The sequence below is a fragment of the Burkholderia sp. Bp9090 genome (assembly GCF_003857985.1).
Taxonomy (GTDB): domain Bacteria; phylum Pseudomonadota; class Gammaproteobacteria; order Burkholderiales; family Burkholderiaceae; genus Burkholderia.
The window spans coordinates 42,355-57,571 of the sequence record NZ_QTPV01000015.1 but is presented as its reverse complement, the minus strand read 5'-3'; the positions used below and the strand labels follow the sequence as shown (position 1 = coordinate 57,571).

Annotated in this window: 15 protein-coding genes; 5 read left to right on the top strand and 10 right to left on the bottom strand. The window is 68.7% G+C overall.

Annotated elements, in window-relative coordinates; all coding sequences use genetic code 11:
- Window positions 1–71: 71 nt before the first annotated feature.
- Genes DIE16_RS16300 through DIE16_RS16275 form a run of 6 tightly spaced genes read right to left on the bottom strand, consistent with a single transcriptional unit; the run spans window position 72 to window position 4,074 of the window.
- Window positions 72–968 (bottom strand): alpha/beta fold hydrolase, encoded by an 897-nt coding sequence (locus DIE16_RS16300; RefSeq protein WP_124892763.1) that lies wholly within the window; start codon window positions 966–968, stop codon window positions 72–74.
- Window positions 969–986: 18 nt separating this feature from the next.
- Window positions 987–1,514, bottom strand: coding sequence for a cupin domain-containing protein (locus tag DIE16_RS16295; protein WP_034180369.1), 528 nt, complete (start codon window positions 1,512–1,514; stop codon window positions 987–989).
- Window positions 1,515–1,547: 33 nt separating this feature from the next.
- Window positions 1,548–2,318: an SDR family oxidoreductase gene (locus tag DIE16_RS16290; protein ID WP_124892762.1), complete on the bottom strand. Its 771-nt coding sequence runs from the start codon at window positions 2,316–2,318 to the stop codon at window positions 1,548–1,550.
- Window positions 2,311–3,381, bottom strand: coding sequence for an aromatic ring-hydroxylating dioxygenase subunit alpha (locus DIE16_RS16285; RefSeq protein WP_124488182.1), 1,071 nt, complete (start codon window positions 3,379–3,381; stop codon window positions 2,311–2,313). Before DIE16_RS16285 ends, DIE16_RS16290 begins: the two co-directional genes overlap by 8 nt.
- Before the next feature lie 60 nt (window positions 3,382–3,441).
- Entirely contained in the window at window positions 3,442–3,753 is a 312-nt protein-coding gene (locus DIE16_RS16280) for a recombinase-like helix-turn-helix domain-containing protein (RefSeq protein WP_044843171.1), read from the bottom strand.
- A 3-nt stretch (window positions 3,754–3,756) separates the two neighbouring features.
- Complete coding sequence (locus DIE16_RS16275) at window positions 3,757–4,074, bottom strand: non-heme iron oxygenase ferredoxin subunit (RefSeq protein ID WP_006758060.1); 318 nt, start codon at window positions 4,072–4,074, stop codon at window positions 3,757–3,759.
- 451 nt (window positions 4,075–4,525) lie between these two features.
- On the opposite strand from DIE16_RS16275, the gene DIE16_RS16270 reads away from it, so the two are divergent.
- Window positions 4,526–5,605, top strand: a complete 1,080-nt coding sequence (locus tag DIE16_RS16270; RefSeq protein ID WP_124892760.1) for a porin — start codon at window positions 4,526–4,528, stop codon at window positions 5,603–5,605.
- 120 nt (window positions 5,606–5,725) lie between these two features.
- Here the strand turns inward: DIE16_RS16270 and DIE16_RS16265 are convergent, their stop codons facing one another.
- The 4 genes from DIE16_RS16265 to DIE16_RS16250 all read right to left on the bottom strand — a co-directional run bounded on the left by DIE16_RS16265 (window position 5,726) and on the right by DIE16_RS16250 (window position 9,462).
- Window positions 5,726–6,670: an IclR family transcriptional regulator gene (locus DIE16_RS16265; RefSeq protein WP_124666746.1), complete on the bottom strand. Its 945-nt coding sequence runs from the start codon at window positions 6,668–6,670 to the stop codon at window positions 5,726–5,728.
- Window positions 6,671–7,049: 379 nt separating this feature from the next.
- A complete protein-coding gene (locus tag DIE16_RS16260; RefSeq protein ID WP_044843168.1) occupies window positions 7,050–7,256 on the bottom strand; it encodes a hypothetical protein in 207 nt (68 codons plus the stop codon).
- Window positions 7,257–7,612: 356 nt separating this feature from the next.
- Window positions 7,613–8,218 carry an alpha-ketoglutarate-dependent dioxygenase AlkB gene (locus tag DIE16_RS16255; RefSeq protein WP_044843167.1) on the bottom strand — a complete coding sequence of 202 codons (606 nt, stop codon included), beginning with the start codon at window positions 8,216–8,218 and terminating at the stop codon, window positions 7,613–7,615.
- 95 nt (window positions 8,219–8,313) lie between these two features.
- Window positions 8,314–9,462, bottom strand: a complete 1,149-nt coding sequence (locus tag DIE16_RS16250) for a metallophosphoesterase (RefSeq protein WP_124488185.1) — start codon at window positions 9,460–9,462, stop codon at window positions 8,314–8,316.
- Window positions 9,463–9,956: 494 nt separating this feature from the next.
- Between DIE16_RS16250 and DIE16_RS16245 the strand changes: the two genes are divergently transcribed.
- The 4 genes from DIE16_RS16245 to DIE16_RS16230 are packed head-to-tail and all read left to right on the top strand — an operon-like array spanning window position 9,957 to window position 14,931.
- Window positions 9,957–10,250 (top strand): hypothetical protein, encoded by a 294-nt coding sequence (locus DIE16_RS16245; RefSeq protein ID WP_124488186.1) that lies wholly within the window; start codon window positions 9,957–9,959, stop codon window positions 10,248–10,250.
- Window positions 10,247–11,296 carry a multidrug transporter subunit MdtN gene (gene mdtN / locus DIE16_RS16240; protein WP_124892758.1) on the top strand — a complete coding sequence of 350 codons (1,050 nt, stop codon included), beginning with the start codon at window positions 10,247–10,249 and terminating at the stop codon, window positions 11,294–11,296. The genes DIE16_RS16245 and mdtN overlap by 4 nt, the downstream gene beginning before the upstream one ends.
- Entirely contained in the window at window positions 11,277–13,385 is a 2,109-nt protein-coding gene (locus DIE16_RS16235; protein WP_124892756.1) for an FUSC family protein, read from the top strand. Before mdtN ends, DIE16_RS16235 begins: the two co-directional genes overlap by 20 nt.
- Entirely contained in the window at window positions 13,372–14,931 is a 1,560-nt protein-coding gene (locus tag DIE16_RS16230) for a TolC family protein (RefSeq protein ID WP_124892755.1), read from the top strand. The genes DIE16_RS16235 and DIE16_RS16230 overlap by 14 nt, the downstream gene beginning before the upstream one ends.
- The last annotated feature ends 286 nt before the right edge of the window (window positions 14,932–15,217 follow it).

Below are 15,217 nucleotides of genomic sequence, written 5' to 3'. Positions count from 1 at the left end.
ACGTTGAAATGCATGTCGGGATTGGGCGGGCTGCGCGCCCCCAAGCGAACGAATGTGAGCGTGGGGGTAGTTCATTCCAGCCCCCGTTGACGGTCGCATTGACGGCAGAACGTATCGATCAGCGACGAATACACGGCCGGCGCTTCCACGTAGCCCGCATGACCGGCCTGCGGAATCACCTGCAGCCCGACGTGCGCGGCAGCGGCGATCCGCTCGCAGGCAGTCGGCGGCGTGATCGCGTCGTTCGCGCCGACCGCCACCGCCGTGCGGCCGCGAAAGCCGGCGAGATCGGACGCGAGATCGGCGTTCGCGAGCAGATGCGTGGCCTGCGCATAACCGGCCGGCACGATGCGCGCCATGTTCCAGCGTACCCATGCACGCGCATCCTCGCTCGCGAAACCCGACAGCATGTTGCCGCTGCGCTGTTCGGCGAGCCCGGCCGGGCCGAGTTCGTCGAGCATCGCGAGGCGTGCATCGCGGCGCGTGTCGCGCGTTTCCGCGGGCGCGCTGCCGTAACCGCCCGCGGGCGAGATCAGCAGCAGGCCGGCGATCCGCGCGGGCATCACGCGGGCCAACCCGCCCGCGACGATCGCGCCGAGCGAATGACCGACCAGCACGCAGCGTTCGATGCCGAGTGCCTCGAGCCACGCGTTCAGCGACGCCGCGTAATCGGCGGCCGCCGGCGACGCGCCGTGCACGGGTGTCGACACGCCGTAGCCGGGCGCATCCCAAGCGAGCACGCGGCGCGACGCGCCGAGCGAGTCGAGCTGGCACACCCACGATGCGGCGCCCGAGCCGATCCCGTGCAGCAGCACGACGGGCAGCGCGCGGCCCGCATGCTGCGCGCCGGCCTCGCGATAACCGATCGTGCCCGCCGCGCCGGCCGCGCAGCGCTGTTCGGGAAACTGCCCGAGCAGCGCGGCGAACGCCGCGGTGCGGTCGCGTTCACGTTTGTCGATGACACGCATTGCTTGCTCCGCCCCGTCTCAGCGCTTGATCTTCGCGAGCGGCGAATCCGGCGGATACGTCGGCGTGATGGGCTTCGGCGAACCGAGCATCACGCACATCAGCGCGTCTTCCTCGCCGATGTTGATTTCCGTGCGGTACACGCCCGGCGGCACCGAGATCAGGTCGCGCTCGCCGAGGATCGCTTCCCAGGTCTCGCCGTCGCGCTCGCAGATCACCTTCATCTTGCCGCGCAGCACGAAGAAGATTTCTTCCACGTCGATATGGATGTGGCTCGGGCCGATGTTGCCGGCCGGAATGACCATCGTCGAGAACGTGAAGTTGCCGGCCGGCACCGTGTTGACGTCCTTCGCGACGCCCGTGCCGCCCGTGCCGACGTAGCGCATCTGCGCACGGCGGTACTTCGGGTCGTAGTCGGCCTGGAACTTCAGTGCGTCCCAGTCGTAGCGCCGCGTCGCGTAGCGCGCGACGCGCCCTTCCATCCAGTCGTTGAAGCTTGCGCCTTCCGGCTGGTCCCACGACTTGCGTTCGAGATCGGCGTCCGCCATCGTCCTCTCCTTCATCAGAGTGAAAACTTCAATTCAATTCATTACGAAGCCGCCGTTTACCGGCAGCAGTTGACCCGTCACGAAGCGCGCGCCGTCCGACAGCAGGAACAGCACGGGGCCCGTCACGTCCTCGGGCACCTGCGCGCGCGTCAGCGCGCGGCCCTGCATGTAGAACGCGTGGCGTTCCGCCGGCACGTAGGCCGTCGCCTCGACTTCGGTGAGCCCCGGCGCGATCGCGTTGACCGTCACGCCGTGCGCACCGAACTCGCGCGCCTGCGCATGCGTCATCGCGATCACGGCGCCCTTGCTGGCGACGTACGCGAGCAGCTTCGGCGCGCCCCACAGCGCGGTGTCCGATGCGAGGTTCACGATCGCGCCGCGGCCCGATTGCGCGAGGTATCGCAGCGCCGCATTGCTCACGAGCCAGACGCCGCGCACGTTCACGTTCATCACGGCATCCCAGGTCGACACGTCGAGCTCCGTCGACAGCTTGCCGCCCGAGTTCGTGATCGCCGCGTTGTTGATCAGTGCGTCGATGCCGCCGAGCGCCGCCGCGCCCTGCGCGACGAAAGCCGTGACGCTCGCCGGATCGGCCAGGTCGAGCGTGAAGAAATGCGCGGTGTGGCCGGCTTGCGTGAGCTGCGCGGCCAGCGCGCGGCCCTCTTCGGCGAGCACGTCGCCGAACGCGACCTGCGCGCCCGCTTCGACGAGCGCCTTCACGAACGCGGCACCGAGACCGCGCGCGCCGCCCGTGACGAGCACGCGGCGCCCCGGCAGCGACACGACCGGAGCGAACTCAGCCATTCGCGGGCTCCGCCGCGGCGTGCGCCGCGCGATGCGCGTCGAGCGCGGACAGGTGTTCCTGCGCGCGCTGGCGCAGCATCCGGCGCACGCGCGTGATGCCGACGTCGTGCTGGTACAGGTATTCGTGATCGCGCGCGTGCGGCGCGAGGCTTTCGAGAACGTAGCGGTCCTGCTCGAGCACGTCCCAGTGCAGGCCCTCGAGGCGGTTGCGGTACATGAAGCGCCACACGTCGCGCTGCCAGCCGCTGACCTTGCGCGTACGCCAGAAGTAGACCTGGCAGTTGTCGCCGTCGACCGGCGTCGCGAAGCCGATGATCCCGAAGTTGCCGCCCGGGCCGAACTTCTGCTTGTACGGAATCGCGAGGCGCATCCACAGGCAGCCGGTTTCGCCGAGCTCGACCCAGTCGAAGTTCACGTCGCGCTGGCCGATCTTCTCGAACATCAGGCCCGTTTCCGTCTTGCGCACACGCATGTCGGCCTGCTTGTCGCCTTCGGCCATCGAGTGCGACGTCGCGTGCAGGTACGCGCCGTGCATCGGGTCCATCACGTTGTCGATCGCGTACTGGTAATTGCACTTCCAGTTCGACACGCACAGGAAGTGCGCGTATTCGTCGGCGACCAGTTCTTCCGGCAGGTTCAGCGGCGCCGGCTCGCCGTGCGCTTCGTCGCCGAACCACAGGAAGATCGCGCCGGCCTTCTCCTCGACCGGATACGACTTCACGCACTTCGTGCCTTCGAGCGGACAGTTCGATACGGCCGGCACGCGGTTGACCGTGCCGCCGCCGTCGACTTCGATGCCGTGATACCAGCACGCGATGCTGCCGCCGAGGTTCCAGCCGAGCGACAGGCGCGCGCCGCGGTGCGGACAGCGATCTTCCAGCGCGTGGACCTTCCCTTCGTGATCGCGCCACAGCACGATCTGCTCGGACAGGCGCGTGAGGCCGACCGGCGCGTTCGACACCTGCCAGCTCGGGGCGACGGGATACCAGTAGTTCTTGATGCCGCGGTCGAGGTAGTCGCGGACCGGGTCGTGTTGTGTTTCGTGTTGTGCGGGGGACGTCATCAGTGTGCTCCGGATGCGGTTGTCGGGTCGGCGCTCAGGCGTGCGGCGCGGTTGGTGCGCTCATTCCGCCAGCGAGGCCATTTCGGCGCGGAAGCGCTCGGGCGTCCACGCCGTGCCGTCCGGCGCGCGGAAGCCGATGCGGTTCAGGCCCGCGACGACCTCGTCCAGCTCGGTCGCGCCGCTCTCGAACACGCGTTCGAGCGCGTCGCCCAGATCGTTCTCGTACTGCGTCGGCTCGGCCTTGCGGTTTTGCCAGATGCGGTTCTCGACCTGGCCCGGGATCTCGATCTGCCCCTTGCCGGCGACGTTGTTCGGCTGCGGCGCCACCCACGGCTTCAGGAACGGATTGAAGTTGACGGTCGCTTCTTTCATCGGTTACTCCACCTTGATCTGGATTTCCTCGCCAGCCAGGCGCACCGCGTACTGCTTCAGCGCGCGCCCGCCCGGGCCCTTCAGGCATTCGCCCGTCTTGATGTCGAACACGGCCTCGTGCAGCGGACATTCGACCGTGCCTTCGTCGACGAACCCCTGCGTCAGCAGCGCGTAGGCATGCGGGCACACGTTCTCGAGCGCATACACCTCGTCGCCGACGCGGTAGATCCCGATTTCGACGCCGTCGGTCCGCTTGAACTCGATCGGCGTGTCTTCCGACAGCGCGCCGGCGTGCCCGGCACAAACCCATTGTTCAGACATCTCACACCCTTCCTTCTGATCGACTCTCGGTTCGCCCCGGGTTTGTTCCATACCCGGAACAGCAGTTTATGGATGGTGATTATAGAAGTGACTTCCCACGAGTAAAACAAAAAGCTGCACGTCCTAGGGAAAACACCGACCGCCGGGTCGACGATCGCCGCCACTCATCTTCCAAAAGGTGATTTTTTGTTTAGTGGCGGGGATTTAAGTCCTTTTTTCAGGACGCTCGGTCCCGTGTTGCGGATCGTCACCACCCGCATCCGGCCCGATAAATTTATTTTTGATCCGGCGCGCGACACCTCTATACTTCATTCCATCAGAGGCACATTGTTCCTTATATGGAACATTAAAAATGCCCGCCCGGTGGTGAAGAACGCGCGACGGCCGGCCGTCCCCCCGCGCCCGCCGCCACGGCACGTTTCCCGTCAGGTTTGGAGAGTCAGGAGATCAAATGGTCAAGCAAGCGGTAGCAGCAGCAATCATCGGAATGGGCGCGATGTCGAGCGCCTGGGCACAAAGCAGCGTGGTGCTGTACGGCAGCCTGGATGCCGGCGTCGCCTATGTGAACAACGTCGGCGGCCACGCGAAGTGGGCGATGATCCAGGGCAACACGCAACCCGACCGGTGGGGCCTGAAAGGCAAGGAAGACCTCGGCAGCGGCCTGTCGGCGATCTTCCAGCTCGAAAACGGCTTCTATACGAACAACGGCCAGTTCGCGACCGCGAACACGATCTGGAACCGCGCGGCCTTCGTCGGCCTCAGCTCCGACCGCTACGGCACGCTGACGCTCGGCCGCCAGACGCCGCTGACGTTCGACTATCTCGATCCGCTCAGCACCGCGTATCTCGCGCTGAGCTGGTATGCGTTCCATCCGGGCAACATCGACGGGCTCGCCGCGACCGGCAACGTGCCGTACAACAACGCGGTCAAGTACCGTTCGCCGAGCTTCGCCGGCTTCTCGGCCGCGGCGGCGATGGCGCTCGGCAACACGACGAACTTCTCGACCGGCAAGTCGGTCGGGGTCGCGCTGAACTACGCGAACGGGCCGTTCAAGGCATCGGCCGTCTACTCGAACGAGCACGACCGCTCGATCCTGATCAGCCAGACGGGTATCACGTCGTTCCAGGGGCAGAACACCGCGACCGGCTACATCGCGAACAAGGTCGAGAACATCGGCGCGGGCGCGTCCTACCAGATCGGCGACTTCCTCGTGCACGGCCTCTATACGCGCGTGAAGATGCAGTCGAACGGGTTTTCCGACACGTTCCAGAGCTACGACGCGGGCGTGAACTACCGCAGCAGCGCGTTCAACACGATCGCGGGCGGCGCGGCGACCACGACGCTGGCCGGCCGCCGCTGGACGCAGGTCGAGCTCGGCGACATCTATGCGCTGTCGAAGCGCACGCAGCTGTATGCGAACGTGCTGTACGAGCACGGTTCGGGCGGCGCGAAGGCCGCGTTCTTCACGGCCGGCGCGTCGAGCACCGCGAACCAGGTGATCGTGCTGACCGGCATCCATCACTCGTTCTGAGCGGCGGCGGGCGGATGCGCCCGACGGCGGAAACGAAAAGAGCAGCCCGGGGGCTGCTCTTTTTTTGGCTACTTGCGACAGGCTACTGACGAAGCCGCGCGACGCGGCTCATGCCGCGAATCAGAACATCGCGACGCGATGGCGCGCGTGCGCGAACGTCGGGTCGCTTTCGAGCGGCCGGTAGTTCAACCGCTGCGACAGGTCGACCGCCGCGCCGCATACCGCTTCGACGAGCCGCTCCTTCTCGCCGGCCTCGCCGATTTCCGAGCGCGGCACCGTCGCGGTGATCGCCGCGACGATCGCGCCCGAATGATCGCGCACGGGTGCCGTCACGGCCGAGATGCCGCTCTCGAACGCGGCTTCGCTGACCGCGTAGCCGAGCCGCGCGTAATGACGCACACGCTCGTACAACTCGTCCACCGTGCCCGGCGTGCGCTCGGTGAACTGTTCGAGGCGCTTCTCCGGATACAGCTGGCGCAGCGCGTCGCGCGTGAGGTCGCCCATCAGCACATGGCCGTGCACGGTCGCGTGCGCGGGCAGCCGCGTGCCGACGTGCACCTTCACCGAGCCGAACATCGACGTGTTGCTCTGCGCCTTCGCGACGAACACGACATCGCGCTGGTCGCGGATCAGCAGGTGCGTCGACAGGCCGGTCGCATCGCGCAATCGTTCGAGCACGGGCGTGCCGAGATCAGTCAGTTCCAGCGAATTCAGGTATTCGAAGCCGAGCCGCAGCACGCCGACGCCGAGCCGGAAATAGCGGTCGCCGTTCACGCGCTCGAGAAAGCCGAGCGCTTCGAGCGTCTGCAGCAGGCGGAAGGTGGTCGTGCGCGGAATGCCGATGCGCTTCGACAGCTCGGGCGCGCCGAGCACCGGCTCGCGCGCGGAGAATTCGGCGAGGATCCGCAGCCCGCGCTCGAGGCCCGGCACCAGATACGACGACGCGCCGCCCGACGATTCGTCGTCGCCCGCGCCCTGCTTCGACGCGTCGTGGTCGACGTCGTCGCCGGCTGTCGCGCGCGGCGCGCTTGCCGGCTTCGCCGGCGGTTTCGATGCGCCGCTCATCGTTGGATTGATCCTGTGCACATGGACGGAATGGAAGCGTTCACGAATGACCCGCAATGCTTGATTATGGAATTTCGACCGGACCGGATCAACACGATCCGGCGCAGGCGGCCGATGGCCCGGCGCGCCCGATCGGGTAGCCGGACTCATATAGCCTGATGCGATCGAAAGGATAACAGCGATAGACAGGACTGCCCATCGGAACGTCGCCTTAGGCAAGGCGGGCCGCCGGCCCTGCTCATCCGCGATCGGGATGCCTCACGTGCGGTACCGGCCGGCACGATCACGGCCGATGTGCGACTAGAAAACGAAAGGGGGAAGAAACGCGAGGAAACAAACGACCGCACCGATCCGCGAGCGGGATCGGCGCGACGCGACGTCAGGCCGTCACGGCAGCGTCGTACTCGGCACGGGCGAGCTGGCCAGCGGCGTATGCGTCGGCTTCACCGCGAAAGCCGTCCGTGCTGAATGCGACGACTTTCACACCGACACCCGACGCCCGCTTCACCGTCAGCGCCCATTGCCATCCGCCGTCTTGTTCGAAGACGTGCAGCGAGGGTTCGAGGGATGAGTCCAGTACGGTCACGGGTTTTATGCTCCTGCACTGCGCATCACGTCGGCGACGCGTCAGGCATGTCGAAAAAATGCGCCGGCGTCCGGCGCGTTTCAGCCATTCGACAGTCTAGTCAATGAATGTTGCGACGCACCATCAGGGCTTACACCTGCCTATCAGAACCGGGCGGTCAATCAAAACCACCTGAAACCCTTATGGGACGGGCCTCGCAGCCCGGTTCAAGCCGCCCCGGACACCTGAGTGCGGCAACGTGCCGCATCGACGGCGGCCAGCTTCGCCCGGATGAAAAACGGGGTGCGACCGGCACGCGTGCGCCGGACCATCACCTACGTCGGCCCGTGGCGTCCGCCGGTCGGCATCTCCGGCCGCTACCGGCCGCTTCCCGCCGACACCACCCGCCGGAACGTCAGGTTGACGCGCTCACCCTGCACGGCCGGCGCCTTCGGCACGCGGTGCTGCCATTCGGCCTGCGTGCGGCCGCGCATCACGAGCAGGCTGCCGTGTGTCAGCCGGTACGCGTGCACGACGCCGGTCGCACGATGACGCAGGTCGAATACGCGCATCGCGCCGAGGCTCACCGACGCGATCACCGGCGCGTCGCCGAGCTCCGGCTCGTTGTCGGCATGCCAGCCGAGACTGTCCTGCCCGTTGCGATAGCGATTGAGCAGCACACTGTTGAATCGCGCGCCGCAGGTCGCCTCGACCGCGCGCTTCAGGTCGAGCACGGCCGGCGTCCACGGCGCGGGCACGTTGCGGATCCCCGAATACACGTAGACGGCGTCGGGCTCGCCCTGCCACGCGGTGAGCCGCGGCAGCGGAATGCGACCGCGCGGCGTGCGGATCGTGTCCTGCCGCCACGCGACCTCGTCGATCAGCGCGGCCAGCACGCGATCGGCGTCGGCCGGCGCGAGCCAGTCCGGGTACCAGTCCACGTCGGGCACGGGCGAATCGGCGAAAAGATCGGGCGTCGACATGTCGCGATCAGGCAGCAAATGAACGGTGCGGGGAAACCACGTCTGCATGGTAGCCAACGGCGACGCGCGACGCCATGCGCTGTCATTCCGGCGCGCTAGCGGCCGCGGGTCAACCGGATCAGCGTGATCTCGGACGGCACGCCGAAGCGGTTCGGCGGCCCCCAGTAGCCGGTGCCGCGGCTGGTATAGAGCCACATCGTGCCGAACCGGTTCAGCCCGCCGATCACGGGCTGCTGCAGGCGCACGAACGGCGGCCACGGCAGGAACTGCCCGCCGTGCGTATGGCCGGACAGCTGCACGGTGAAACCGGCGCGGCTCGCCGCTTCCGCGCTGCGCGGCTGGTGCGCGAGCAGGATCTTCGTGGCGACGTCGTGCGGCGCGCCCGCCAGCGCCTGCTCGGGATCGCTGCGATGCGCGGGATCGAACCCGCCCGCCGTGAAATCGGTGACGCCGGCGAGCACCGCGCGCGCGCCGTCGTGTTCGATCAGCACGTGTTCGTTGAGCAGCACCGTCAACCCGATCCGCCGGAACTCGTCGATCCATGCGTGCGCGCCAGCGTAGTACTCGTGGTTGCCCGTCACGAGGAAGCTGCCGTGCCGCGACTGCATGCGGCCGAGCGGCGCCGTGTGCTCGCGCAGCCGCTTGACCGAGCCGTCGACCACGTCGCCCGTCACGACGACGAGATCGGCCTCGAGCGCATTGACCGCGCGCACGATCCGCTCGATATACGGGCGCTTGATCGTCGGCCCGACGTGAATGTCCGAAAGTTGCACGATCGTCAGGCCGTCGAGCGCGGCCGGCAGCCCGTCGACGGGAATCGACACGCGCTTGACCGCGGCCGTGCGGCGCGCACCGACGAATCCGAGCGCGCTGACCAGCACCGCGCCCGCCAGCACGCCGAGCGCCGTGTCGGATGCCGCGCCGCTCCAGGCACCGTCGTGCCCCAGATGCCGCCAGACGACGACGCCGAGCAGCACCAGCTCGCGCAGGAATGTCAGCACCAGCAGCGACGAGAAGAAACCCATCGCGATCGAACCCAGCCAGCCGACCAGAGTCGCGGCCCAGCCTTCGTCGAAGCGGCGCGAGAACATGCCGACCGGAATCAGCACGACGAAGCTCGCCAGCACGAGCGCCGCGATCGTGCGCGCGAGTGGCGACGTGAAGGCGTCGGGAATGATCCGCAGCCCGACATACAAATGGAACACCACGCCGATTGCGATGAACCGGACAAAGAAACTTCGCATGGAATACTCGTCCTCGTTGCGATACCGCTTCCGCGCCGCGCGTCGGACGGGACCGTGCCGTCAAGCCTCTTCACGCGTCGCGCTCTTCGCACGATGGTACACAGATACCGGCCGGCACGACGGTCACGGCCACGGCGGACGCACCGCGCGGCCCGAACGCGGATTCATCCGCGACTGCGCGTCAATTCCGCATTCGGCTCGCCGATTCCCGCTTCATCGGCAGACAAACGACATCGGCCCGGTTTCGTCTGACGATCCTTTACAGTCCGTCAGCAACCCTGCCAGTGCATGTGCTGGCAGAATCGCGAGCCGCCATCGATCGCACCGAAGCGGCCACCGGCCAGCCCCGTGCGTGCGGCAGGCACGCCGGGCATCGCTGGCGGTCCGCATCGCGCTGATTTATGATCGGCTCCGTATCGCGGAATCGTCGTCGCGACGACGAGCCGCCTTGCGCCGCGCCCGGCATCCACCCCCAACGTCGAGCTCGTCACACCATGAGAAAAACAACGCCGCGCGCGCCGCTGCGCGTCGCCGCCGTCCTCGCGCCCGCCCTGCCGCTCGCGGGCTGCACGTCGCGCGGCGCACCGTCGTACGTCCTGTTCGGCGCGTATTTCCCGCTCTGGCTCGTCAGCGCGATCGTCGGCATCGTCGGCGCGATCGTCGCGCACCGCGTGTTCGTCGCGACCGGCTGGGCCGCCACGGTGCCCTACCAGCTCGCCGTCTGCACCGCGATCGGGCTCGTGGTCGCCGTGATCGTGTGGCTCACCGGCACGGGGCCGTTCGCATGAAGGCCGCCGGCACCGCCCGCCCGTCCACGAAAGGCCGCGTGATCGCGCTGGCGATCGTCGCGCTCGGCATCGCGGCGCTCGCGTACGCGTACCACCGCACGACGGCCTACCCGTCCACCGACGACGCGTCGATCGACGCGGACGTCGTGCACGTCGCGTCGCCCGTCGGCGGCCGCATCGTGCAGCTTGCCGTGCACGAGAACCAGCGCGTTGTAAAAGGCGACCTGCTGTATCAGATCGATCCGGTGCCGTACCGGCTGACGGTCGCGCAGGCGCAGGCCGACCTCGAACTCGCGCGCGCGTCGCTCGACACTCGCCGCCGGTCGCTGATCGGCGAGCGCTCGAACGCAGCCGTCGCCGCCGAGCAGGTCAAGCGCGCGTCGCAGAATCACGATCTCGCGACGCGCGACGTGAACCGGCTCGCGCCGCTCGCGGCGCAGGGCTACGTCAGCGCACAGCAGTTCGACCAGGCGAAGGTCCGGCAGCGCGACGCGGCCGTGTCGCTCGCGCAGGCGCAGGAACAACAGCGAGCGTCCGCGCAGACGATCGGCGACGACGCCGATGCGATCGCCACGCTCCATGCACGCGAAGCCGCACTCGCCCGCGCGCAGCACGCGCTCGACGACACGGTGGTGCGCGCGCCGCACGACGGGCTCGTGACGGGCCTGACCGTGCTTGCCGGCGAGACCCTCGCGCCGAACCAGTCGATCTTCACGCTGATCGATGCGAGCGAATGGTTCGCCGTCGGCAATTTCCGCGAAACGTCGTTGAACCGCATCACGGTCGGCGACTGCGCGACCGTCTATTCGATGATCGACCGCAGCCGGCCGCTGACGGGCAAGGTCGTCGGCATCGGCGCGGGCATCGCGGACAGCGACCGCATCAACCTGCCGCGCGCACTGCCGATCGTGCAGCGCTCGGTGAACTGGGTACATGTCGCACAGCGCTTCCCGGTGCGTGTGAAGCTCGACGAACCCGACGGCAAGCTCGTGCGCGTCGGCGCGAGCGCGATCGTCGAGGTCCGGCATGGTTCAGCCTGCCGCTGAAGTCCGCTCGCCCGGCCCGCGCGAAGTCCTGCGACTGCTCGCGCCGTTTCCGGGGCGCGCCGCGATGGCCGCGCGGGTCGCGCTGATCTGCGCGCTCGTCGTGCTCGTGACGAGCGGCTACGGTACGCCGGAAGCCGCGATCTCCGCGTACGTCGTGTTCTTCCTGAACCGCGCCGACCGCGTGACGAGCGTCGTGCTCGCGGTCGCGATGCTGCTGCTCATCACGCTCGTGATCGCGCTCGTGATCGGCGTCGCGATCTTCAGCATCGACTATTCGGTGCTGCGCGTCGCGTGCATGGCCGTGCTGTCGGCCGGGTTGCTGTACCTCACGTCGGCGAGCAAGCTGCGCCCGGTCGGCGCGATCCTCGCGATGATCGTCGGCTTCGGGCTCGACCAGCTCGGCCTCGCGCCGGTCGGCGAAGCCGCGACGCGTGCGCTGCTCTACGCATGGCTGATGGTCGCGATTCCGGTCGGCGTCGCGATCGTCGTCAACCTGCTGATCGCGCCTTCGCCGCGCAAGCTCGCGCTCGCGCAGCTCGCGAAACGGCTGCGGCTCGCCGCGCAGCGGCTGCGCGGCGACGAGGATGCGCGCACGGCCTTCGACGCGAGCCTGCGCGAAGGCGACAAGCAGCTCCTCACGTGGCTCAAGCTGTCGACGCTCGAAGGGTCGACGCCCGCCGCCGACGCACCCGCGATACGGCAAGCCATCGCGTCGAGCACCGCGCTGCTCGTCGCGGTCTCGCTCGCCGACCGCGAGCCGGACGCGCGGCTGCCCGCCGCGTTCGCGCAACCGGCTGCGGCGACACTCGACGAGATGGCCGGCATCCTCGAGCAAGGCGGTTATCCGGTCGACGTGACGCTTGCGCTGCCGCCGGCCGATACGCTGCCGCCGCTCGCGCGCGTCGTCGCAACCGATCTGCACGCGGCCATCACGCAGTTCGCCGAGCCGGCCACACCTGCTGAATCGACTGCAGCGACTGCACCGGCCGCATCGGCCGCATCTGCCGCACCGACGGCGACTCCGCCCGACGCATCGGCTGCAACCGCCAACGCACCCGCCGCGCCGCGCGGCGGCTTCTTCCTGCCGGACGCCCGCACCAACCCCGACCACATCCGCTACGCGCTGAAGACGACCGTCGCGGCGATGTTCTGCTACCTGCTGTACTCGCAGCTCGACTGGTCGGGCATCCATACCTGCTTCATCACCTGCTACATGGTGTCGCTCGGCTCGACGGCCGAAACGGTCGAGAAGCTCACGCTGCGGATCGCCGGCTGCATCGTCGGCGCGCTGATCGGCACCGCGGCGCTCGTGTTCGTCGTGCCGGCGCTGTCGTCGATCGGCGAGCTGATGGCGCTCGTGTTCGTCGGCGCGTGGCTGTCCGCGTGGGTCGCGTTCGGTTCGCCGCGCATTGCGTACGCTGGCTTCCAGGTCGCGTTCGCGTTCTTCCTGTGCGTGATCCAGGGCGCGGGCCCCGGCTTCGACCTGACGCTCGCGCGCGATCGCACGATCGGCATCCTGCTCGGCAACGTCGTCGTGTATCTCGTGTTCACGCGCATCTGGCCCGTCAGCATCGGCAAGCAGATCGACGTCGCGTTCGCGGCGCTGCTCGATCAATGGCGCCGTATCGCGCAGGTCGTGCAGCCGGCCGAACGCCGCACGCTCGCCGCCGAAGCGTTCGCGCGCCACGGCGCGATCGCGCAGGAGCTCGGCCTGATCCACTACGAACCGTCGTGGGTGCGGCCGGCCGCCACGTGGCTCGCCACCCGGCGACGCGCGCTCGCGGAACTCGGCGCGCTCGAAGGCCCGCTGTTCCTGCTCGCCGACCGCACGCCGGGCGATGCGGCGATCGGCGCGCACCTCGCGCGCGTGGTCGAACTGCGCGACGACGCCCCGACCGCCGACGCCGCTTCGGCGCCGCCGTCGTCGACGGCAGGCGCGGCAGCCGAGCCGGCCCCGCCGCCGGCCGCCACCTCCACCGACCCTACACGCGACGCGCTGCTGAACCTGATCGACACGCGGCTCGCGCACATCGCCGACGCCGCGCGCCCAGACACCCCGAAGGAGCCTGCCCCTCATGCGCGTCCCTGAACCGCCGGCCGCATCGATCGCCGCCGCCGCGCTCGCGACCGCCATCGCGCTGACCGGTTGCGCCACGTCGTCGGTCGATCTCGCGCCGCAGGCCCCCGACCGTCCGTGGCAGCCGCAAACGTCGGCCGCCGGCGACATCGTGCCGGCGCCACCGCTTGCATCCGCGCAGCGTGCGCCGCACGACTACACGCTTCCGGCCTCGCCCGCGCTCGCATCGGTGTCGCCGCCGGCCGCGCTCGATGCCGCGCATCCGTACACGCTGCCCGAGCTGATCGATCTCGCCGAATCGACGAACCCGCTGACCCGCATCGCATGGAACGACGCGCGCAACGCGGCGCTCGCGGTCGGCATCGCGAAGGCCGCATACCTGCCGAACCTGTCCGCGACCGCGATGGGCGCGTACCAGACGAGTCACGGCTCGACGTCGACGATCCTCGGCGACTCGTCGAGCAACACGACCGTGCACGGCACGATCTCGGCGCTGTCGCTGCAATGGCTGCTGTTCGATTTCGGCGGCCGCGCGGCGCGCGTCGAGGCGGCCGAACAGGCGTCGGTCGCGTCGAACGTCGCGTTCACGGCCGTGCATCAGCAGGTGATCCACGACGTGACCGTCGCGTATTACCGTTACGAAGCCGCCCGCTCGCGCGCGGTCAGCGCGCAGCAGGGCCTGGCGAACGCGGACGCGATTCTCGCGGCGTCGCGCGCACGGCTCAGGCAAGGCGTCGGCACCGTCGTCGAACTCGCGCAGGCGACGCAGAATCGCGCACAGGCGAACCTCGCGCTGGTCCAGGCGAACGGCACGGAAAGCGACGGCTACCTCGCGCTGGTTTCCGCGCTCGGCATCTCGCCGCTGTCGAAACCGTCGATCGCCGCGCTGCCCAGGCGAGCGCTGCCGCCTGCGCTCGCGTCGTCGGTCGACGCGATCGTGTCGGACGCGATCGCGCGCCGCCCCGACCTGCAGGGCGCCTATGCGCTCGAGCAGGCCAACCGCGCGAAGATCAAGGCCGCTCAAGCCGCTTTCATGCCGAAGATCTTCCTGTCGGCGTCGACGTCCTACGCCAGCGGCGGCACGGCGATCACCGCGCTGCCCGCGATCGGCGACCAGGCCCCGACCGTGAACCTGAACGGCAGCCACTACGGCGGCGGCGTGTTCCTCGGGGTGACGATTCCGCTGTACGACGGCGGCCTGCGCTCGGCGGTGCTGATGCAGGCGCGCAACAATGCGCAGAGCGCATCCGCGCGCCTCACGCGGACCAAGGAGGAAGCCGTCCGCCAGGTCGTCGCCGCGCAGAACGCGGTGCAGACGAGCCTCGCGTCGCACGACGCGGCGAAGGCGCTCGTCGATGCCGCGCAGACGAGCTACGACGCGGCGCTGACCGCGTACCGCAACGGCGTCGGCTCGGTCACCGATGCGACGATCGCGCAAAGCCAGCTGCTCGCGGCCCGCAACGCGGAGGTCGACAGCTACGCCGGCGCGCTGTCGGCCGCCGCCGCGCTCGCGCTCGCGACGGGGACGATCGGCGCGTGGCAGTCACCGTCGCAGTGACCACCGGCCGTTCGCGGCCGGCCGCCAGACGGGTTGACGCCTGCGCGCGCGGCCCACTAGAATGCCGCCCATTCTTCCTTCAGGAACCATCGTGGACAGTTGCAGCACTCCGTTGCGTGCGCCGCTTGCCGCCTGAACGCCTGTCCGACGCAGTTCTCCTGCCGCGGCTCGCGTTCCGCGAGCCCGCACGCCATCCGTTTCACATTGAATGACGCATCCGCGCGGTACAGTACCGCGCGATGACGGCCATCGTGCCGCGTTCGGCTTCGCGCCGCCGCGCCGCGGG

Bases quoted from the DNA above. Each gene is read 5' to 3' on its own strand.
- DIE16_RS16300 (WP_124892763.1), bottom strand. From the start codon at position 968: ATGCGTGTCATCGACAAACGTGAACGCGACCGCACCGCGGCGTTCGCC.
- DIE16_RS16295 (WP_034180369.1), bottom strand. From the start codon at position 1,514: ATGGCGGACGCCGATCTCGAACGCAAGTCGTGGGACCAGCCGGAAGGC.
- DIE16_RS16290 (WP_124892762.1), bottom strand. From the start codon at position 2,318: ATGGCTGAGTTCGCTCCGGTCGTGTCGCTGCCGGGGCGCCGCGTGCTC.
- DIE16_RS16285 (WP_124488182.1), bottom strand. From the start codon at position 3,381: ATGACGTCCCCCGCACAACACGAAACACAACACGACCCGGTCCGCGAC.
- DIE16_RS16280 (WP_044843171.1), bottom strand. From the start codon at position 3,753: ATGAAAGAAGCGACCGTCAACTTCAATCCGTTCCTGAAGCCGTGGGTG.
- DIE16_RS16275 (WP_006758060.1), bottom strand. From the start codon at position 4,074: ATGTCTGAACAATGGGTTTGTGCCGGGCACGCCGGCGCGCTGTCGGAA.
- DIE16_RS16270 (WP_124892760.1), top strand. From the start codon at position 4,526: ATGGTCAAGCAAGCGGTAGCAGCAGCAATCATCGGAATGGGCGCGATG.
- DIE16_RS16265 (WP_124666746.1), bottom strand. From the start codon at position 6,670: ATGAGCGGCGCATCGAAACCGCCGGCGAAGCCGGCAAGCGCGCCGCGC.
- DIE16_RS16255 (WP_044843167.1), bottom strand. From the start codon at position 8,218: ATGTCGACGCCCGATCTTTTCGCCGATTCGCCCGTGCCCGACGTGGAC.
- DIE16_RS16250 (WP_124488185.1), bottom strand. From the start codon at position 9,462: ATGCGAAGTTTCTTTGTCCGGTTCATCGCAATCGGCGTGGTGTTCCAT.
- DIE16_RS16245 (WP_124488186.1), top strand. From the start codon at position 9,957: ATGAGAAAAACAACGCCGCGCGCGCCGCTGCGCGTCGCCGCCGTCCTC.
- mdtN (WP_124892758.1), top strand. From the start codon at position 10,247: ATGAAGGCCGCCGGCACCGCCCGCCCGTCCACGAAAGGCCGCGTGATC.
- DIE16_RS16235 (WP_124892756.1), top strand. From the start codon at position 11,277: ATGGTTCAGCCTGCCGCTGAAGTCCGCTCGCCCGGCCCGCGCGAAGTC.
- DIE16_RS16230 (WP_124892755.1), top strand. From the start codon at position 13,372: ATGCGCGTCCCTGAACCGCCGGCCGCATCGATCGCCGCCGCCGCGCTC.